This is a genomic window from Plantactinospora sp. CA-294935, assembly GCF_050936445.1.
In the GTDB taxonomy this organism is placed as follows: domain Bacteria; phylum Actinomycetota; class Actinomycetes; order Mycobacteriales; family Micromonosporaceae; genus Plantactinospora.
This window is the reverse complement of the sequence record NZ_JBNJMU010000001.1, coordinates 1,056,890-1,075,146: the sequence shown is the minus strand read 5'-3', so window position 1 is coordinate 1,075,146 and position 18,257 is coordinate 1,056,890. Positions and strand designations below refer to the sequence as shown.

The window sequence follows — 18,257 nt, the reverse complement described above, 5'->3', positions numbered from 1 at the left end:
GCTGCGCTCGGTCACCTGGCCATCCTGCCAGGCAGACGCTCGTGGCCGGATGCCCGGCCGCGTCGCGGGTCACTGCGACGGTGTTGATTTGAGCAGTTTCGCGGCGACTCGTTCGGGCTTCGGCCACCGTACGTCGTACGCGGCGCCGGCCTTCTCGAAGAGCCAGATCGTCCGGGCCGTGATGTCCACCTGACCACGCAGTACGCCGTGCCGGGCACAGGTCGGGTCGGCGTGGTGCAGGTTGTGCCAGCTCTCGCCGAAGGACAGGATGGCCAGCGGCCAGAAGTTCGTCGCCCGGTCGCCCTGGCGCACCTCGAAGGGGCGCTCGCCGTAGACGTGGCAGACCGAGTTGATCGACCAGGTGATGTGGTGCAGTAGGGAGACCCGGACCAGGCCGGCCCAGAAGAACGCGGTCAGCGCACCCTGCCAGGACCAGGTGACCAGGCCGCCCAGCAGCGCCGGGGTGAGCAGTGAGAGGCTGACCAGCAGCGGGAAGAGTCGGTCGACCCGGTCGATGTCCTTGTCGGCGAGCAGGTCGGGGGCGAACCGCTCGCGGTTGGAGAGTTCCCGGTTGAACAGCCAGCCGACGTGGGCGTGGAACAGCCCCTTGGTCAGCCCCCACACGCTGGTGCCGAACCGCCACGGCGAGTGCGGGTCGCCTTCGAGGTCGGAGAAGGCGTGGTGCCGGCGGTGGTCGGCGACCCACTGGGTGATGTTCCCCTGGATGGCGAAGGAACCCGCCACCGCCAGGGCCACCCGCAGCCAGCGCTTGGCCTTGAACGACCCGTGCGTGAAGTACCGGTGGAAGCCCACCGTGATGCCGAGCCCGGCCACCACGTACCACACTCCGGCGATCGCGATGTCGGTCCAGCTCAGCCACCCGCCCCAGGCCACCGGTATCGCGACGAGCAGGGCGAGGAAGGGGATGGTGACGAAGGACCAGAGGGCGACGAGGATGCCCTTGGACTGGACGCCGTCGGTGAGCGGCTTGGGCCCCTTCTTGGCTTCAGAGGCCGGTTGTTCGAGCAGGACGGAGGACATGGCACCTCGCTGAGCGTAGGGGGAAGACTGATAACTTACGCCTACGTCACCGTAACCTACGCTCTCGTAGTCTGCCATGGACGCGAACTGAGAATCCGCTGTCAGCCATCGACGGATCTTGTCGTACACGAGTCCTAATCTCCAGGTCATGGTCGATCCGCTCGCTGCCGAGGCGCGTCGTCTGCGTACCGTCGAGCTGCTGTCCGCGCGAGAGATCCGGCGACGGCTCGGCATCGGCAAGGACCGGTTGTCGGCGTTGCTGCGAGATGTTCCCCCGCCGGAGTGGACGAAACGGCCCAACGCCAAGGACGAGTTGCGGGCCCGGGCCGTCGAGCTGCGCGGGGCAGGCCGCTCGGTGCCGGAGATCGCCGACGAGCTGGGGGTGGCGAAGTCGACGGCGTACCGGTGGGTCCGGCACCTGCCGCTCGACCCCGACCCGGAAGCCGAGGCACGGCGCCGGGCGCACGCGCACCAGATGTCGGAGGCGCGCTGGGCGCGGCACCGCACCGCCCGGGCGGTGGCCGAGGCGGAAGCGCACACCCGGGCGGCCGACGAAGTCGGTCCGGTGAGCGTGCGGGACCTGCTGCTCGTCGGCGCCACGCTCTATTGGTGCGAGGGCACCAAGTCGAAGCCCTGGCGTCGTGACGACCGGGTCGTACTGGTCAACAGCGACGTCCGGCTGCTCGACATCTTCCTGCGCTTCCTGGCCATCTGCGGGATCGACCGGAGCGTTCCCAGCTATCGGCTGAGCATCCACGAGTCGGCGGACGCCGAGGCGGCGGCCCGGTGGTGGCAGGCGGCGCTCGGCCTGCCGGCAGACCGGTTCCGGCGCCCCACGCTCAAGCGTCACCAGCCGAAGACGATCCGCTACAACACCGGCGAGGGCTACCACGGGTGCCTGATCGTCGATGTCCCACGCAGCCGGGAGCTCTACTGGCGGATCGAGGGTGTGGTGACCGCGCTCGGCGGCGGCGCCGAGGGGGTGGGGCCAACGGAGGGCGAGGCGCTAGGCTAAGGCCGCTACACCTTCGGCCGTGGTGTAATTGGCAACACCCAAGATTTTGGTTCTTGTGTTTCAGGTTCGAGTCCTGGCGGCCGAGCTCCTACTTCAGCCCGCCTGGGCGGTTTGTCCGGCCGAGAACCTCCGAACCGCTCCGCGGAGTACGGCTAGCATGAGGCCGCAAACTGCCAGTCGTACGACGGGAGCATTCTCGTGTCCCAGCCCCGCCTCCGCACCGTCGTCGTCCTCGCCGCCGGTGAGGGCAAGCGGATGAAGTCGGCGCTACCCAAGGTGCTCCATCCGATCCTCGGCCGCACCCTGCTCGGCCACGTGCTCGCGGCCGCCGCCCCGGTGTCGGCCGACCGCACGCTGGTGGTGGTCGGCCACGGTGCCGACCAGGTCACCGCGCACCTGCGCGAGGTCGCCCCGTACGCCGAGCCGGTGCTCCAGGCCGAGCAGCACGGCACCGGGCACGCCGTCCGGATCGCCCTGGAGAGTGCGCCGGACGCCGGGGGCACCGTGGTGGTGCTCAACGGAGACGTACCGCTGCTGCGGCCGGAGACCGTCACCGAGCTGGTCGCCGCGCACGAGGCCGCTTCAGCGGCGGCGACCGTACTCGCCGCCGAGGTGGCCGACCCGACCGGCCTGGGCCGGATCGTCCGGGGCGCCGACGGCGGGCTGGAGCAGATCGTCGAGGAGCGCGACGCCAGCCCTGCCCAGCGGGCGATCCGTGAGATCAACGCCGGGATCTACGCCTTCGACGCCGCGCTGCTGCGCGACGCGCTGGGCAAGCTCTCCACCGACAACGACCAGGGCGAGGAATACCTGACCGACGTCTTCGGCCAGTTCGCCGCGACCGGCGAGACGGTGGCGGTGCACGTGGCGGCGGACGCCACCGAGACGCTGGGCTGCAACGACCGGGTCGAGTTGGCGGCGCTGCGCCGGCTGCTGCGGGACCGGGTCAACGAGGGCTGGATGCGCAGCGGTGTGACCCTGCTCGACCCGGCGACCACCTGGATCGACGTCACCGTCACGCTGGGCCGGGACGCGGTGGTCGACCAGAACACCCAGCTCTGCGGCGCCACCACGGTCGGTCCGGAGGCGGCGGTCGGCCCGGACACGACCCTGATCGACACCACCGTCGGCGCGGGCGCCACGGTGATCCGGGCGCACGCGGTCGGCGCGGCGGTCGGCCCGGGCGCGAGCGTGGGGCCGTACGCGTACCTGCGGCCGGAGGCGACGCTGCGGGAGAAGGCGAAGGTCGGCACCTTCGTCGAGGTGAAGAAGTCGGAGATCGGCGAGGGGGCCAAGGTCCCCCACCTGACGTACGTCGGGGACGCCACGATCGGGCCACGGGCCAACATCGGCGCCGGGACGCTCTTCGTGAACTACGACGGCGTCAACAAGCACCACACGGTGGTGGGTGAGGCGGCCTTCGTCGGCTGCGACACCAGCCTGGTCGCGCCGGTCGAGGTGGGCGCCGGGGCGTACGTGGCGGCGGGCAGCGCGGTGACCACGGACGTACCGCCGGGGGCGCTCGCGGTGACCCGGGCCCAGCAGCGGAACATCGACGGCTGGGTGCTGCGCCGGCGGGCCGGCACGAAGTCGGCGGCGGCCGCGGAGCGTGCCGGACAGGGGGCGCCGGGCGCAAGCGAAGGTGAGCCACTGCACGGGGGATCCGTAGCGGGTGAAGGTCGTCCGGCCTCGGGAGATACTGCAACCGAATAGTCTCTGGCCCAACGCCGGGTGACCCACCGACAAACGGGAGCAGACGAGCCGATGGGCAGCATCGTCGCCGAAAATCGCAAGAGTCTGATGCTCTTCTCCGGAAGGGGATTTCCGGAGCTGGCAACGGAGATCGGTGAGGTGCTCGGGGTGGCGCCGACACCCTCCGACGCGTACGAGTTCGCCAACGGTGAGATCTTCGTACGGTTCAAGGAGTCGGTGCGTGGTTCGGACGCCTTCGTGGTGCAGTCCGTCACGCATGGTGTGAACAAGTGGGTCATGGAGACCCTGATCATGATCGACGCGCTGAAGCGCGGCTCGGCCAAGCGGATCACCGTCGTGTTGCCGTTCTATCCGTATTCCCGGCAGGACAAGAAGCACCGCGGCCGGGAGCCGATCTCGGCGCGGCTGGTGGCGGACCTGCTCAAGACGGCCGGCGCCAACCGGATCCTCACCGTGGACCTGCACACCGCGCAGATCCAGGGATTCTTCGACGGGCCGGTGGACCACCTCTTCGCGATGGACATCCTGGCCGAGTACGTCCAGCGCAAGTACGCCGGCCGCCCGATGACGGTGGTGGCCCCGGACTCGGGCCGGGTACGCGTGGCGGAACGCTGGACAGATCGGCTCGGCGGCTGTCCGCTGGCGTTCATCCACAAGACCCGGGATCCCTCCAAGCCGAACCAGGTGGTGGCGAACCGGGTGGTCGGCGACGTCGAGGGCCGGGTCTGCCTGATCGTCGACGACATGATCGACACGGGTGGCACCATCTGCAAGGCGGCCGAGATCCTGCACGAGGCGAAGGCCGCGGACGTGCTGGTGGCCTCCACCCACGCCCTGCTCTCCGACCCGGCGACCGAACGGCTGAAGAACAGCCGGATCAGCGAGGTGGTGGTGACCAACACCCTGCCGCTGCCGCCGGAGAAGCAGCTCGACAAGCTCACCGTGCTCTCCATCGCGCCGCTGCTGGCCCGGGCGATCCGCGAGGTCTTCGACGACGGCTCGGTGACCACCCTCTTCGGCGGGCTGAGCTGACGGCCTGTCCGGCGGGCTGAGCTGACGGCCTGTCCGGCGGGGTGACCCGACGGCGCTGTCTGTCCGGGGGGCTGACTGCACGCTCTGCCGGGTCGGCGGGGTGACCCGACGCTGTTTCGGGTCGGTGGAGGGCCCCTGCACCGCGGCAGGCGTGCAGCCTGCGGGGGCGCCGGGAGACGGAATTGGCGGATGGCGAATGGCGCCAACGTGCCTGGGCGGGGACCGCCGCAAAGCCGCGTCGGGGCTCGGGTAGACTGGTGCGGTTGCCACGGCGAGGGTGCCCTGCGGGCCGCTGAAGCAAGCGCCGCACGGATGCACCGTCATCGACGCGGTGCTCCGGGCAGTGGCCACACGCAAAGCCCCCAGCGCGCCCTTCGCCCAAGCACCGCCAACCGCCAGCCGACGTAGCGCCGCAGTGACCGTATCAGGAGTCTTCCCGTGTCCGAGGTAAAGATCAGCGCCGAGCCCCGCACCGAGTTCGGCAAGGGTGGTGCCCGTCGTACCCGCCGGGCCGGTAAGGTGCCCGCCGTGCTGTACGGCCACGGCGAAAAGCCCAAGCACATCGCGCTACCCGCGCGTGAGTTCGCCGCCGCCATCCGGCACGGTGGCGCCAACCAGTTGTTCGCGATCGAGATCAGTGACGGCACCCAGGCGCTCGCGCTGCCGAAGGCCATCCAGCGTGATCCGATCAAGGACACTCTCGAGCACATCGACCTGCTGCTGGTCCGGCGGGGCGAGAAGGTCACCGTCGACGTGCCGGTGCACCTGACCGGTGAGGCGGCCAGGGACACCCTGGTCGTGCATGAGCAGAACACCCTCTCGGTGAGCGCCGACGCGACCCGGCTGCCGGAGAGCTTCGAGGTCTCGATCGACGGTCTCGAGGTCGGTTCGCAGGTGACCGCGGCGGACGTACGACTGCCGCAGGGTGTGGAGCTGGTCGCCGACCCGGAGCAGATCCTCGCGCTCGTCACCCAGGCGCCGAGCGCCGAGCAGATGGCCGCCGAGGCCGGCGAGGAGCCGACCGAGGAGGCCGAGGAGGAGGCCGGAGCCGAGGGCCCCGGTGCCGAGGCCGCCGAGGCCGCCGAGGGCGACAACCAGGGCGCGCCCGCGCAGGCTGCCGCGGAGGCCTGAGCGACAACCGTCTGACAGGCGCCCCCGGACTTTCGGGGGCGCCTGTTTCCGTACTGTGACACCCAGCGGGCCGGGAAGCAGAACTGGGGGAAGAGCGGCGTGGCGGAGGAGCTTCATCCGTGGTTGTTGGTCGGGCTCGGCAACCCCGGCAAGGAGTACGCGCGGCACCGGCACAACGTCGGTTTCATGGCGGCCGAGCTGCTCGCCCAGCGGATCGGCGCCAAGTTCGGCCGGCACCGCCGGGCGGCCGCCGAGGTGGCCGAGGGGCGGCTCGGGTTCGGCGGGCCGAAGCTGGTGCTGGCGAAACCGATGACCTACATGAACCTCTCGGGCGGCCCGGTGTCGGCACTGGCCCAGTTCTACAAGGTGCCGGTGGACCAGGTGGTCGCGGTACACGACGAGCTGGACATCCCGTACGGGCAGATCCGGCTGAAGCAGGGCGGTGGCGAGGGCGGGCACAACGGGCTGCGGTCGATGTCCAAGTCGCTGGGAACGAAGGACTACCTGCGGGTGCGGTTCGGGATCGGGCGGCCGCCGGGGCGGCAGGACCCGGCCGACTTCGTACTCTCCGACTTCTCCTCGGTGGAGCGCAAGGAGCTGGAGTTCCTGGTGGACCGGGCAGCCGACGCGGCGGAGGCGGTCGTGACCCGTGGCCTGGAGTGGGCGCAGAACGCGTACCACGGCGGCTGAGCGGCGACGGACGGAGCGCGACCGGTGTGGCGGACCTCCGGTGCACCCGTGCCAGCATCGAGACCGGTAGTCTTCTCGCCGCGGGTGAGGAGGCTGACAATGATGATTCCGTGTCGGGCGGCCGGCGACGCCGGTTCCATGGAGGTGTGCTGATGGCGGCGCCGCCCGTGATCGACGGTGAGTTCGCCCGCTGGCTGGCCGGTCGGGCCGGCCAGGCGCTGTTGGAACTCCGGGCCGAGCTGGGCTTCTCCGACCCGGGTGCGTTGAAGGCGGCCGGCGACAAGGTCTCGCACGAACTCCTCCGCACCGAGCTGGCCCGCTGGCGACCCGCCGACGCGGTGCTCTCGGAGGAGGACGAGGGCGCCCGGCTGGCCTGGGCCGCCGAGGCCGAGCCGGAGGTGGCGCCCCGGTTGGCCGCCGAGCGGGTCTGGATCATCGACCCGCTGGACGGTACCCGGGAGTTCTCCGAGGAGGGCCGGGCGGACTGGGCGGTACACGTGGCGCTCTGGTCCCGCCGGGCCGGCACCGCGCACAAACTGGTCGCCGGCGCGGTCGGGCTTCCCGCCCAGCACCGGGTGCTCGGCACGGACCAGCCGCCGGCGTACCCGCCGATGACGCTGGCGGCGGCGACCGACCATACCGGACCGGCCGACCCGGACGGCATCGGCCGGCGGATCCGGCTGGCCGCGAGCCGGAGCCGGCCCCCGGTCTTCCTCACCGACCTGGCCGCCGAACTCGGCGCCGAGCTGGTGCCGATGGGCTCGGCCGGCGCGAAGATCGCCGCCGTGATCAGCGGCGAGGTCGACGGGTACGTGCACGCCGGCGGTCAGTACGAGTGGGACTCGGCGGCTCCGGTCGCTGTGGCGACGGCCACCGGGCTTTTCGCTTCCCGAATCGACGGATCCGCGCTGAAATACAACCAGGCCGATCCCCGCCTGCCGGATCTGGTGGTGTGCCGTAAGGATCTCGCTCCTCGGCTGCTCGCAGCGTTGCAGCGCCACCTCCGGGTACCCTAGGCCGGGACATGGCGACTTAACCGACCGGGAGGGTCTGGAAATCCCATGCGAGCAGCACCTGCGAGGACCGGCACGAGCCTGCACCGCGAGCGGATCGGCCAGCGGGCCGGCGCGCTTGCCGAAATCGCCGATCTCGCCAGCGCCGGGAAGCCGGATTCCGTCGGTGAGCGTGGCGAGGTGACGGCATGACCTCGCCGGCGGCCTACCGGGTCTCCCATCTCGACGCGCTGGAAGCCGAGAGCATCTTCGTCATCCGCGAGGTGGTGGCCGAGCTGGAGCGGCCCGTGCTGCTCTTCTCCGGTGGCAAGGACTCGATCGTCATGCTCCGGCTGGCCGAGAAGGCGTTCGCGCCGGCCCGGATCCCGTTCCCGGTGATGCACGTCGACACCGGGCACAACTTTCCCGAGGTGCTGGAGTACCGCGACCGGCGGGTGGCCCAGATGGGGCTGCAACTGGTGGTGGCCAGCGTGCCGGAGGCGCTGGAGTCCGGGCTGGTGCAGGAGCCGGCCGACGGGGTACGCAACCGGATCCAGACGCCGGTGCTGCTCGACGCGGTGGAGAAGTACCGCTTCGACGCGCTCTTCGGCGGCGCCCGGCGGGACGAGGAGAAGGCCCGGGCCAAGGAGCGGGTTTTCAGCTTCCGCGACGACTTCGGCCAGTGGGATCCGAAGAACCAGCGCCCCGAGCTGTGGTCGCTCTACAACGGCCGGCACCATCCGGGCGAGTCGATCCGGGTCTTCCCGCTCTCCAACTGGACCGAGCTGGACGTCTGGCACTACATCGCCCAGGAGAAGATCGCGCTGCCGTCGATCTACTACGCCCACCAGCGGGAGGTCGTCGAGCGGGACGGCATGCTCTACGCGGTCAACGAGTTCGTCTCGCCCCGGGCCGGCGAGACGCCCTTTGTCGAGCAGGTCCGCTACCGCACCGTCGGCGACGCCTCGTGCACGGCGGCGGTCCGGTCGGCGGCGGACACCGTCGAGCTGGTGATCGAGGAGGTGGCCGCGACCCGGATCACCGAACGCGGCGCCACCCGGGGCGACGACCGGGTCAGCGAGGCGGCGATGGAAGACCGCAAGCGGGAAGGGTACTTCTGATGACGGCGACCGCGGTCCCGACCGAGACCCGTGCGATGGACCTGCTCCGGTTCGCCACCGCCGGCAGCGTCGACGACGGCAAGTCCACCCTGATCGGCCGGCTGCTCTACGACACCAAGTCGCTCTTCACCGACCAGCTTGAAGCGGTCGAGGCGGTCAGCGCGGCCCGGGGCGACGAGTACACCAACCTGGCGCTGCTCACCGACGGGCTGCGGGCCGAGCGCGAGCAGGGCATCACCATCGACGTGGCGTACCGGTACTTCGCCACCCCCCGGCGGAAGTTCATCATCGCCGACACCCCCGGGCACATCCAGTACACCCGGAACATGGTGACCGGGGCGTCCACCGCGGACCTGGCGCTGATCCTGGTCGACGCGCGTAAGGGGCTGGTCGAGCAGTCCCGCCGGCACGCGTTCCTGTGCTCGCTGCTCCGGGTGCCGCACCTGGTGCTCTGCGTCAACAAGATGGACCTGGTCGACTGGTCCCAGGAGGTCTTCGAGCGGATCGCGGACGAGTTCACCGCGTTCGCGGCGAAGCTGGACGTGCCGGACCTGACCGTGGTGCCGATCTCGGCGCTGCACGGTGACAACATCGTCTCCCGCTCCGAGCACACCCCGTGGTACGAGGGCCCGTCACTGCTGCACCACCTGGAACACGTGCACATCGCCAGCGACCGCAACCTGGTCGACGTACGGTTCCCGGTGCAGTACGTGATCCGTCCCCAGTCGACCACGGTCACCGACTACCGGGGCTACGCCGGGCAGGTCGCCTCGGGTGTGCTCAAGCCGGGCGACGAGGTGATGGTGCTGCCGTCCGGGTTCACCAGCCGGATCGCCTCGATCGAGACCGCCGACGGCCCGGTCGAGCAGGCGTTCCCGCCGATGTCGGTAACCGTGCGCCTCACCGACGAGATCGACATCTCCCGGGGCGACCTGATCTGCCGGCCCACCAACGCCCCGGCGGTGGCCCAGGACATCGAGGCGATGATCTGCTGGATGGACGAGACCAGGCCGCTGCGGGTCGGCGGCAAGTACGCCATCAAGCACACCACCCGGTCCGCCCGGGCGGTGATCCGCAACCTGCGGTACCTGCTCGACGTGAACTCGCTGCACCGGGACGAGTCCGCGACCGAACTGAAGCTCAACGAGATCGGCCGGGTACGGCTGCGCACCACCGTGCCGCTGCTCGCCGACGAGTACCGGCGCAACCGTACGACGGGTGGCTTCATCGTGATCGACGAATCGACCAACCGTACGGTCGGCGCGGGGATGATCGTCGAGGCGGGCTGACGGTCGGGTGGCGGTGCCGCCCCCGGTGGTTCAGTGGACGGCCAGGGCGTCTACCTGTACCCGGAAGCTCGGACCGACGAGCCCGGCGACGAACAGGATGCTCAGGGTCGGTTTGTGGCGGACGAGCCAGCGGGCAAGCTCGGCTCGCAGCCGGTCCATGTCAATGTCACCGACAAGATAGATGGTCAGCTTTACCACATCCCTGACCTGTAGGCCGGCGGCGAAGAGGTTCCAACGGACGTTGTCGAGCGCGATCACCAGTTGTTCGATCGAGTCGTCCGGCACATGCCCGCCAGGTCGGATTCCGAACTGGTCGGAGAGCACCAACCAGCGCGGCGAGTTGACCTCGGCCTGGTGGTGGAAGCCGGCGATCGGCGGGTGCACCCGTTCCGGCGAGGGGTTGTGGAATCGTGTCATGACGGATTAGCTTGGTCCGGTCCGGGAGAGGTGGGAAACCGCCTCCTTGGTGAACGCTTGGGCGAAGTCACGGAGGAAGGCGAGGACCTGCTCGATTTCTGGGGTTGCTGCCCGATTGTCGATACGGGTGGTGACGCGGAGGTTGCCGTGGCGTAGCTCGTAAAGAACCTCTACCCCGGCGGCATCAAGGTTCTTGGCGCGGGGATACTGCTTCGGCTCGATCGGAACCACGGTCTGGAAGTAGACTCCTTCGTCCCACCAGCCGCTGACATCCTGTGTCGATATCTCCGGCTTGGATTCCGCGAACTTCCGCAGTGAGATGACCTCGGCCTCGTGGGCTTTCTCGGCGTCCTCCTGTTTCGGGTACGTCCGCAACCTGACCGTGCCGGCCGGATCAAACTCTCCGGCCTCGGTACGGAATCGTTCGCTGTCGTCGTAGGCTCTGATGGCGCAGCTCAGGTAGACGTCCGTACCTCGGGTGTCGAACTGTACCGTCGGATCGTACGAGGGTCTCAGCTTCAGGCCGAATCGTGTAGCGACCTCCGCCAGCTTCATCTGTTCGCACATGTCCGGGGTCGCCTGCCCGTATGTCACACCTGGCTCAGGAGTTTCGGTCGGCTCCGGGCTGGAGTCGCATCCGTAGACGAGCAGGGCAGCAGCGGCGACAACCCCCGCCCAACCTCGAACGATCGGACAGCGGACTCGGCGCTGCGTCTGCACGCCGACAACTCCGTTCATCGGGCCCCCGACAAATAGAAGCTACTGCTGTCCGTGCCGTGGAGTAGCCGGGGCTGCCGGGGCACCAGTCGCCCATCCTCGCCATCCGGCATGTCCCGGATGAGTTCCATTCGCGAGAGAGCGCCCTTCACCAGTGCAGCAAGATCCTCATATTGTTCGTTCGAATTCTGGTCGATGAGCGTGATGGCATCTGTCAGGGCATGCAGTAGCTCCTCCGCAGTACCTCCAGTTAATGCATGCCCATCCATGGGCTGCGGGACTGCGCCGCTTGCCATTGCGCTGGCGCCGGCGCTGGCCAGGTCGAGGCTGTTGGCCCAGAGATCCCGGCCTTTTGCCATGGGGACGAACGCGCTGACGATCACCATGGCGTGCTTGGTGGACTGCTCCTGCTGCTGCGCTGCCGCCTGCGCGGGCCGTCGGTGTAACTGTTCCAGGAGCGCTTCGCGGGTGGCGTGCAGCACGTTCATCAGGCTCTGCTGGCTGAGCTCGACGGTGGTGTGCGCAGCCTCCAGACCGGCGACGAGCGAGGCGAGCATCCGGTGATGGCTTGCCAGGGTACGCTCGAACGGGTCGTAGAAGTTCGTCGCGAAATCCTCGGCCGCCTCACCGGACCAGTGGCCGAGGCTGTACCGCAGCTTGCCGAAGTCGTGGGGCACGAAGTCCTCGAGCCGGGCCAGTGCGTCCCGTACCGGCTGGATGATGTCGTTGAGATAGACGGATCCGGTGGGATGAGCCAAGGGCTTGACCATCGTCCTGATCGAGTCCACGTTGTCCGACGCCCACCCTGCGGCCTTCGCCTGGTACTCCTCGGTCTGCTTCTGAATTTCCTCCTCCACCGAATCCTGCCAGATCATTCGTGGCGGAAATGGCGGCGGCACGCGCCAGGTACGCCTGAACGGGACCGTCCCGGCGAACTCCACTGTGATCCATGAACCGGGAGCGGTCCCGGCGGCGGCGATCTCGGTAAAGATCTCCCACGAACTGGATTCGATGCCGTCCATGTACGCGAATACCTGGTCGATGTAGTGCAGTTCGGCCAGGTACGTGCCGATCTCGTTGAGGTACTGGTGCATCTGCCGGTAGTCGAAGGGAATCGAGTTGTCGACCATGGCGTCTCCCGTCTGGCCAGGTCAGTCAACGATGTTGCGAGGGATGCGGTTCACCAGCGGCGGTTCTCCGGGGGCCGGGGGGTCGGGCGGGGCGAGGGCGCGGTGCTGGTAGTCCGACGCGTTGTTGGCGAGGAGCCGGGCGAACTCTTCCGCCGCCGCCTCGTCCGTGGCCGCGTACCGGTCGGCGATCGTCACCAGCGCGGCGCCGACCTCTGACATCCGCAGCGAGGTCAGCCGCAACACGTCCTGCACCTCGGCGCGCAACTCCAGCAGACGTTGCTGGGCCGGACCGATCCCTCGGCCGGGCAGGTCGAACTGCCCTTCCGTCGCCCCGGCCGTCTGGTGTACCAGCACGGTCACGTCGGCGTAGGTCCTGGCGATCCGCGGCAGCTCGTTGCGGCCGGCCCGATAGAGGTAGTAGAGGTCGGCGCCGAATTCCCTGCCCGAGCCGACGTTGCCGACGCTGGCGTCATCGCCGCGATACTCCGGCCGCCACCCCGGCTCGGTTGTCTCCATGATCCCGTTCCCCCGATACAGGTGAAATTGCCTCGGAGGTTATAGCACGAAGCGCAACCGTCTCGTCACCCTACAGTCGGGAACCTGTGGATAACCTCGACGCTCGTACCGCCCGACCCTCCGATCAGGATCCGTCTTTCGGCGGCGGTGTCCCAGGCCGGCTGCTCCCCACCGACCTCCTGCGGTCCAGCCGTTCACGGCCACGACCGTGTCCTCGGTCAGCGCGATTAGGCGTCGGCGAGCTGCGAGGAACGCCTCCGCAAGAACTTCAAAGACGAGGTGATGGCTGACGTGCGCCTCGACATGAGCGGCAGCGGGCCAAGCAACTTCTCGCCAAAGGTAATAGTCGAACTTCTATCCGTGCCTGCTGGCAGCCCAGCGGTAGCGTGGACGGGCATGGGGGACGAGGTGCGTGCCGATCCGGTGGAGATCGCCAGGGTCGCGCGGTCCTATCTGGACAACTCCACTGAACTCGCATCCGCGCTGCGCGCGGTGCGCGCCGACGCCGTGATCTCGCCGGCTGACTTCGGGCGGGTCAGCCCGGCCGGCCAGCTACAGGACGCCTACAACACCGTGGCGGGCAGCGCCGGCACGGCCGTCGAGCGCGTCATCGGCGTGCTGGAGGTCGACAACGAGAGCCTGCTCCAGGTCGCCTTCGCCTATCGGCAGGCCGACGAGCGAGCCGCCGAGCGACATCGCCGCGATCATCGCAACATCCCGATCTAGGGAGAGGCCTCGTCGATGGGCATCCCGCCGGAGGATCGGGAGATCCGGGTCGACGCCGCGCTCTGGGACCTCCAGGCCAACCCGGGCCGGATCGACAGTGCCTAAGAGAACTTCCTATTCATGTTTGTCGGTGCCCCTGGCTAAGCTCACGCGGTGATCGACTCCACCTCGACCAAGGTAAATCTCTGGCGGCCACCGGCGCTCGACGACGAGGTCGCCACCGCGTACCTGCGCCGGCTGGGTCTCGACCCGACGGCCGAGCGGGCGGAGTGGCCGTCGGTGGCGCAACTGCACCGGCTGCATGCCGCGCACGTCGAGCGGGTGCCGTACGAGACGGTCTGGATCGCGCTGGGGGAAACCCGGGGGATGGACCCGGTCGAGGCGGCCGGCTGCCTGGTGGCGGGGCGTGGCGGCTACTGCTACCAGCTCAACGGGGCCTTCTCCGCGCTGCTGACCACCCTCGGCTATCCCGTGACCTGGCACCGGGCCGGCGTGCAGGGCCAGCCCGGCGACCCGGCGGGGGACAGCGGCAATCATCTCGCGCTGACCACCGTCCTCGACGGCCAGGGCTGGTGGCTGGACACCGGCCTGGGCGACGGGCCGCTCGACCCGGTACCGCTGGTCGCCGGGGCGTTCGGTCCGGACGACCGGTTCCGGTTGCGGCCGTCGGACTCGGTGCCGGGCGGCTGGCGGTTCGACCACGAGCCCGGCGGCGCCTTCTTCGGGATGGATTTTCCGACCACCGCGATCGGGCCGACCGACCTGCTGGCCAAGCACGTCGAGATTTCCACCTCGCCGACGTCCGGAATGGTGCGGGTGGTGACGGTGCAGCACCGGACCCCGGCCGGTGCCCGGATCATCCGTGGCCGGATGCTGTCCGAGCGGCCGGTGGCCGGCTCCGCGACGGTCCGGCAGCTCTCCGGGTACGCCGAATGGCGCGCCCTGCTGCGCGAGGTGTTCCACCTGCCGCTCGACGACGTACCGGAGGAGCGGTTGCGGGCGGTGTGGCAGCGAATCGAGGCGGACCATGCCGCATGGGAACGTGACCGCCAAGCCTGAAGCCGCCGCGACACCCCCGCCGGCCGCCGAGGCGCCGCGCGGCGATGGGCATGCTCACCGTCAGTTGATCCGTTCGGCTCCGGCCCCCGGGGTGACGGTGAAGCTGGACGGTGCGCGGAAGCCACGCCCGGCGTAGGCCTCGGTCACCGTCGACGCCACTGTCTCGGCCGCTGCCGTGTCGACCAGGGCCAGTACGCAGCCGCCGAACCCGCCCCCGGTCATCCGGGCCCCGTACGCCCCGGCGGTCAGCGCCGCCTCCACCGCCGTGTCCACCTCCGGGACGGTGATCTCGAAGTCGTCCCGCATTGAGGTGTGCGAGGCGGTCAGCAGCGGCCCGATCTCGGCCAGCCGGCCGGTGCGGAGCAGTTCGACGGTCTCCAGTACCCGCTGGTTCTCGGTGACGACGTGTCGCACCCTTCGGCGTACCGTCTCGTCGTCGAGCCGGGCCAGCGCGGCGTCGAGCCGGTCGACGGTCACGTCCCGCAACGCCGGGACCCCGAGCGCGGCGGCGGCGGACTCGCAGGCGGCGCGGCGGGCGGCGTACTCGCCACCGACGTGCCGGTGTGGCGCGTTGCTGTCGATCACCAGGATGGCGAGCCCGGCGGCGTCGAGGTCGAACGGCACCTGCTCGACGGCGAGCGTCCGGCAGTCCAGGAAGAGCGCGTGCCCCGGCTGGCAGCGCAGCGACGCGGACTGGTCCATGATCCCGCAGGGCATTCCGGCGTAGCCGTTCTCGGCCCGCTGGGCCAGCGCCGGCCGGTCGGCCAGTGGCAGGTCCAGCTCGCCGAGGTCGGCCAGCGCGGTGAGCACGGCGGACTCCAGCGCGGCCGAGGAGGAGAGTCCGGCCCCGAGCGGTACGTCGGAGGCGATGGCCAGCCGGGCCACCGGTACGTCGTGGCCGGCCTCGCGCAGCGCCCAGACCACTCCGGCGACGTACGCCCCCCAGCCGGTCACCCGGCCCGGTTCGGCGGCGTCGGCCCGGCCGAACGAGATCCGTTCACCGGCCTGCTCGGACCAGACCGTCCAGCGGCGTCCCCGTTCGGGTGCGGCGGCGACGACGGTGCGCTGCGGCAGTGCGAACGGCAACACGAAGCCGTCGTTGTAGTCGGTGTGCTCGCCGATCAGGTTGACCCGGCCGGGTGCCGCCCACACTCCGGCGGGGCGTTCGGCGTACTCGCTGATGAAGCCGGCGGCGGCGCGCTCGGTGACCGGCCCGACCGGCCGGTCCGGGTGGTTGGTGGTGCCCGGGCGGTGCGTGGTGTCGGGAGTGCCGGTCATGACGCCGCCCCGCCGAGGATCTGCTCCTGGTAGAAGGTCCAGGCGTCGGCGACGATCTGCGGCAGGGCCGGCTTGGCCGGGGTCCAGCCGAGGTCGGCCCGGGCGCGTTCGGCGGAGGCGACCAGCGCGGCCGGGTCGCCGGAGCGGCGCGGGGCCGTCTCGACCGGCACCGGGTGCCCGGTCACCTCGCGGACCGCCTCCACCACCTGGCGGTTGGAGAAGCCGCAGCCGTTGCCGAGGTTGAAGACCTGATGCGTACCGGGCTTGGCGGCCTCCAGCGCGAGCAGGTGGGCCCGGGCCAGGTCCTCGACGTGGATGTAGTCCCGGACGCAGGTGCCGTCCTCGGTCGGGTAGTCGTCGCCGAAGAGTTGCAGCTTGTCCCGGCGGCCGGCGGCGACCTGGAGAGCGATCGGGATCAGGTGCGTCTCCGGCTCGTGCCGCTCGCCGAGCGCCACCCCGGGACGGTCGCCGCCGGGCGCCCGCAGGTAGGCCCCGGCGACGTTGAAGTAGCGCAGCGAGACCGCCGCCAGGCCGTGCGCGGTGACCATCGAGGTGAGCGCCATGTCGACGGCGAGCTTGGTGGCGCCGTACGTACTGGTCGGCAGCGGAGTGCTGGTCTCCTTGATCGGCGAGGAGGTCGGGTTGCCGTAGACGGCGGCGGTGGAGGAGAAGACGAACCGGGGCACCCCGGCCAGCCGGGCGGCGTCCAGCAGCGCCAGTGAGCCGACCGTGTTCACCTTCCAGTAGAGCTCCGGCTTGACCATCGACTCCCCGGCCGCGATCAGCGCGGCGAAGTGCAGCACGCCGTCGAAGCCGGAGTCGGGGGTCAGCACTCCGGCGACGTCGGCGATGTCGGCCTGGACGAAGGTGGCCTCCGGGGCCAGTGCCTCGGCGTGCCCGGTACGCAGGTCGTCCAGGACCACCACCTCGTGCCCGGCGTCGAGCAGCAGCCGGGTGACGACGCTGCCGACGTAACCGGCACCTCCGGTGACGAGCAGTTTCACGCCTGTGCCTTTCTGCTTCGGTACGACGGATGCCGTGCTGACTCCGGTGACGATTCCGTATCGGCTTCGTGTTCGGCGCCGGGCCCCCCAGCATTCCACCATGTTCTGTCAATTCTGCACAGAGTCGAACATCGACCGGTGGGCGCACGGGTCCGGAGGTGCCCACATCGGGCACCTCCGGTGTCTACCATCCTTGGCATGCGGGACGGCGGCAGTACCGGGCCCCGGCGACGATCGTCGGGGCGTACTCGACGGCAACCGGGTCCACTCGCGCGGGCCCTGGCCCGGATCATCGTACGGGCGGCGGACGGCTCGACCCGGCTGGTCACCGCGCTGCTCGGGGCCAGCCCGACGGCGGGTCGGGAGCAGATCAGCGAGGCCGAACTCCGGGACCTGGTCGCCGCGAACACCCGGCTCGACCCGGTCGAACGGCGGATCATCGACGAGGTACTCGTGGCCGGCGCCAGCCTGGTCCGGGAGGTGATGATGCCCCGGACCGAGGTGGTCTTCCTGGCCGCCGGGCTGCCCCTCAAGGAGGCGGCCCAACTCGTCCGGGTCGAGACCCACACCCGGTACCCGGTGGTCGACGGCACCTCCGACGACGTGGTCGGCTTCGTGCACCTGCGCGACGTACTGCTCCGGCCGGACGACGACGCCTGCACCACGATCGGGGACCTGACCCGGGAGGTGAAGAAGATCCCGGGCAGCAAGCGGGTGCTGGCGGCGCTGACCGAGATGCGCCGCGAGCGGCACCACCTCGCGGTCGTCATCGACGAGTACGGCGGCACGGCCGGGATCGTCACCCTGGAGGACCTGATCGAGGAGCTGGTCGGCGAGATCCACGACGAGTACGACAGCGCGCCCGACCCGGTGTCGATCGGCGGCCCGACCGAGGTGGACGGCCGGCTCAACCTCGCCGACTTCGCCGAACGGGTCGGCTTCGCCCTGCCACCCGGCCCGTACGAGACGGTCGGCGGCTTCGTGATGGCCGCCCTGGGCCGGTTGCCGGTCTGCGGTGACGAGGTGCCGGTGCCCGGTGCGGAGGAGCCCGGCGTGGCCGGCAACGGCGGCGGTCCGGGCCGCCCGGCCGGTGGGTTCCGCAACGGTGTCGACCCGGACGGCGGCTCCGGCGCGGGCGGCTGGCTGCTCCGGGTGCTGGCGGTGGAGGGCCGCCGGGTGGCCCGGGTCGGTGTCTCGGTGGCCCGGCTGCCGGAGCAACAGCGCGCCAGCGTGCCGGCCGCGCGCACCGACGGGGAGCCCGGCGGGGCAACCGAGCCCTCGCCCGGCTCGGCCGATCTCGGCTGACTCGGCCGGCCCGGCCGATCTCGGCTGACTCGCCGGTCACGGATCGCCGGGATCGGCGCCGCTCAGACGAGGCGCCGCTCA

The 18,257-nt window shown here is 70.2% G+C and carries 19 protein-coding genes and 1 tRNA gene; 13 read left to right on the top strand and 7 right to left on the bottom strand.

Features of this window, described 5'->3' with window-relative positions; all coding sequences use genetic code 11:
* Positions 1–69 precede the first annotated feature (69 nt).
* Positions 70–1,041, bottom strand: coding sequence for an acyl-CoA desaturase (locus ACQEVC_RS04760; protein ID WP_432873697.1), 972 nt, complete (start codon positions 1,039–1,041; stop codon positions 70–72).
* 148 nt (positions 1,042–1,189) lie between these two features.
* Here ACQEVC_RS04760 and ACQEVC_RS04755 point away from each other — a divergent pair, with 148 nt between their 5' ends.
* The 10 genes from ACQEVC_RS04755 (at position 1,190) to cysN (ending at position 10,024) form a co-directional block, all read left to right on the top strand.
* Positions 1,190–2,056 carry a helix-turn-helix domain-containing protein gene (locus ACQEVC_RS04755; protein WP_432873696.1) on the top strand — a complete coding sequence of 289 codons (867 nt, stop codon included), beginning with the start codon at positions 1,190–1,192 and terminating at the stop codon, positions 2,054–2,056.
* 13 nt (positions 2,057–2,069) lie between these two features.
* A tRNA-Gln gene (locus ACQEVC_RS04750) sits at positions 2,070–2,141 on the top strand.
* A 113-nt stretch (positions 2,142–2,254) separates the two neighbouring features.
* Complete coding sequence (gene glmU, locus ACQEVC_RS04745) at positions 2,255–3,769, top strand: bifunctional UDP-N-acetylglucosamine diphosphorylase/glucosamine-1-phosphate N-acetyltransferase GlmU (protein ID WP_432873694.1); 1,515 nt, start codon at positions 2,255–2,257, stop codon at positions 3,767–3,769.
* Positions 3,770–3,820: 51 nt separating this feature from the next.
* Positions 3,821–4,801, top strand: a complete 981-nt coding sequence (locus ACQEVC_RS04740) for a ribose-phosphate diphosphokinase (RefSeq protein ID WP_318397708.1) — start codon at positions 3,821–3,823, stop codon at positions 4,799–4,801.
* A gap of 438 nt (positions 4,802–5,239) precedes the next feature.
* Entirely contained in the window at positions 5,240–5,932 is a 693-nt protein-coding gene (locus tag ACQEVC_RS04735; protein WP_432873692.1) for a 50S ribosomal protein L25/general stress protein Ctc, read from the top strand.
* Positions 5,933–6,031: 99 nt separating this feature from the next.
* Positions 6,032–6,622: an aminoacyl-tRNA hydrolase gene (pth, locus tag ACQEVC_RS04730; RefSeq protein WP_432873690.1), complete on the top strand. Its 591-nt coding sequence runs from the start codon at positions 6,032–6,034 to the stop codon at positions 6,620–6,622.
* A gap of 152 nt (positions 6,623–6,774) precedes the next feature.
* The gene (locus ACQEVC_RS04725) at positions 6,775–7,638 is read left to right on the top strand and encodes an inositol monophosphatase family protein (protein WP_432873688.1); all 864 of its coding nucleotides are present in this window, start codon (positions 6,775–6,777) and stop codon (positions 7,636–7,638) included.
* A gap of 45 nt (positions 7,639–7,683) precedes the next feature.
* Positions 7,684–7,827 carry a hypothetical protein gene (locus ACQEVC_RS04720; RefSeq protein ID WP_432873687.1) on the top strand — a complete coding sequence of 48 codons (144 nt, stop codon included), beginning with the start codon at positions 7,684–7,686 and terminating at the stop codon, positions 7,825–7,827.
* Positions 7,824–8,735 (top strand): sulfate adenylyltransferase subunit CysD, encoded by a 912-nt coding sequence (cysD, locus tag ACQEVC_RS04715; protein ID WP_432873685.1) that lies wholly within the window; start codon positions 7,824–7,826, stop codon positions 8,733–8,735. The genes ACQEVC_RS04720 and cysD overlap by 4 nt, the downstream gene beginning before the upstream one ends.
* Positions 8,735–10,024 carry a sulfate adenylyltransferase subunit CysN gene (gene cysN, locus ACQEVC_RS04710; RefSeq protein ID WP_432873683.1) on the top strand — a complete coding sequence of 430 codons (1,290 nt, stop codon included), beginning with the start codon at positions 8,735–8,737 and terminating at the stop codon, positions 10,022–10,024. Before cysD ends, cysN begins: the two co-directional genes overlap by 1 nt.
* 30 nt (positions 10,025–10,054) lie before the next feature.
* On the opposite strand, the gene ACQEVC_RS04705 is transcribed toward cysN, so the two are convergent.
* The 4 genes from ACQEVC_RS04705 to ACQEVC_RS04690 form a co-directional block, all read right to left on the bottom strand.
* Positions 10,055–10,441: a RidA family protein gene (locus ACQEVC_RS04705; RefSeq protein ID WP_432873681.1), complete on the bottom strand. Its 387-nt coding sequence runs from the start codon at positions 10,439–10,441 to the stop codon at positions 10,055–10,057.
* 6 nt (positions 10,442–10,447) lie between these two features.
* Entirely contained in the window at positions 10,448–10,996 is a 549-nt protein-coding gene (locus ACQEVC_RS04700) for a hypothetical protein (RefSeq protein ID WP_432873679.1), read from the bottom strand.
* Between the two features lie 179 nt (positions 10,997–11,175).
* Positions 11,176–12,288 (bottom strand): hypothetical protein, encoded by a 1,113-nt coding sequence (locus ACQEVC_RS04695; protein ID WP_432873678.1) that lies wholly within the window; start codon positions 12,286–12,288, stop codon positions 11,176–11,178.
* A 21-nt stretch (positions 12,289–12,309) separates the two neighbouring features.
* Positions 12,310–12,804 (bottom strand): hypothetical protein, encoded by a 495-nt coding sequence (locus ACQEVC_RS04690; protein ID WP_432873676.1) that lies wholly within the window; start codon positions 12,802–12,804, stop codon positions 12,310–12,312.
* A gap of 396 nt (positions 12,805–13,200) precedes the next feature.
* Here ACQEVC_RS04690 and ACQEVC_RS04685 point away from each other — a divergent pair, with 396 nt between their 5' ends.
* Positions 13,201–13,530, top strand: a complete 330-nt coding sequence (locus ACQEVC_RS04685; RefSeq protein WP_432873674.1) for a hypothetical protein — start codon at positions 13,201–13,203, stop codon at positions 13,528–13,530.
* Between the two features lie 153 nt (positions 13,531–13,683).
* The gene (locus tag ACQEVC_RS04680) at positions 13,684–14,589 is read left to right on the top strand and encodes an arylamine N-acetyltransferase family protein (protein ID WP_432873673.1); all 906 of its coding nucleotides are present in this window, start codon (positions 13,684–13,686) and stop codon (positions 14,587–14,589) included.
* Positions 14,590–14,649: 60 nt separating this feature from the next.
* Here the strand turns inward: ACQEVC_RS04680 and galK are convergent, their stop codons facing one another.
* Positions 14,650–15,867, bottom strand: a complete 1,218-nt coding sequence (galK, locus tag ACQEVC_RS04675; RefSeq protein WP_432873671.1) for a galactokinase — start codon at positions 15,865–15,867, stop codon at positions 14,650–14,652.
* Entirely contained in the window at positions 15,864–16,871 is a 1,008-nt protein-coding gene (galE, locus tag ACQEVC_RS04670) for a UDP-glucose 4-epimerase GalE (RefSeq protein WP_432873669.1), read from the bottom strand. The genes galK and galE overlap by 4 nt, the downstream gene beginning before the upstream one ends.
* Positions 16,872–17,069: 198 nt before the next feature.
* On the opposite strand from galE, the gene ACQEVC_RS04665 reads away from it, so the two are divergent.
* Positions 17,070–18,176 (top strand): hemolysin family protein, encoded by a 1,107-nt coding sequence (locus ACQEVC_RS04665; RefSeq protein WP_432873667.1) that lies wholly within the window; start codon positions 17,070–17,072, stop codon positions 18,174–18,176.
* Positions 18,177–18,257 lie beyond the last annotated feature (81 nt).

Excerpts from the sequence above, each read along its gene's own strand:
- cysD (WP_432873685.1), top strand. The coding sequence starts at position 7,824 with ATGACCTCGCCGGCGGCCTACCGGGTCTCCCATCTCGACGCGCTGGAA.
- ACQEVC_RS04700 (WP_432873679.1), bottom strand. The coding sequence starts at position 10,996 with ATGAAGCTGGCGGAGGTCGCTACACGATTCGGCCTGAAGCTGAGACCC.
- ACQEVC_RS04725 (WP_432873688.1), top strand. The coding sequence starts at position 6,775 with ATGGCGGCGCCGCCCGTGATCGACGGTGAGTTCGCCCGCTGGCTGGCC.
- ACQEVC_RS04760 (WP_432873697.1), bottom strand. The coding sequence starts at position 1,041 with ATGTCCTCCGTCCTGCTCGAACAACCGGCCTCTGAAGCCAAGAAGGGG.
- ACQEVC_RS04705 (WP_432873681.1), bottom strand. The coding sequence starts at position 10,441 with ATGACACGATTCCACAACCCCTCGCCGGAACGGGTGCACCCGCCGATC.
- ACQEVC_RS04690 (WP_432873676.1), bottom strand. The coding sequence starts at position 12,804 with ATGGAGACAACCGAGCCGGGGTGGCGGCCGGAGTATCGCGGCGATGAC.
- ACQEVC_RS04720 (WP_432873687.1), top strand. The coding sequence starts at position 7,684 with ATGCGAGCAGCACCTGCGAGGACCGGCACGAGCCTGCACCGCGAGCGG.
- ACQEVC_RS04665 (WP_432873667.1), top strand. The coding sequence starts at position 17,070 with ATGCGGGACGGCGGCAGTACCGGGCCCCGGCGACGATCGTCGGGGCGT.
- cysN (WP_432873683.1), top strand. The coding sequence starts at position 8,735 with ATGACGGCGACCGCGGTCCCGACCGAGACCCGTGCGATGGACCTGCTC.
- ACQEVC_RS04695 (WP_432873678.1), bottom strand. The coding sequence starts at position 12,288 with ATGGTCGACAACTCGATTCCCTTCGACTACCGGCAGATGCACCAGTAC.
- ACQEVC_RS04740 (WP_318397708.1), top strand. The coding sequence starts at position 3,821 with ATGGGCAGCATCGTCGCCGAAAATCGCAAGAGTCTGATGCTCTTCTCC.
- ACQEVC_RS04755 (WP_432873696.1), top strand. The coding sequence starts at position 1,190 with ATGGTCGATCCGCTCGCTGCCGAGGCGCGTCGTCTGCGTACCGTCGAG.
- galK (WP_432873671.1), bottom strand. The coding sequence starts at position 15,867 with ATGACCGGCACTCCCGACACCACGCACCGCCCGGGCACCACCAACCAC.
- ACQEVC_RS04685 (WP_432873674.1), top strand. The coding sequence starts at position 13,201 with ATGGGGGACGAGGTGCGTGCCGATCCGGTGGAGATCGCCAGGGTCGCG.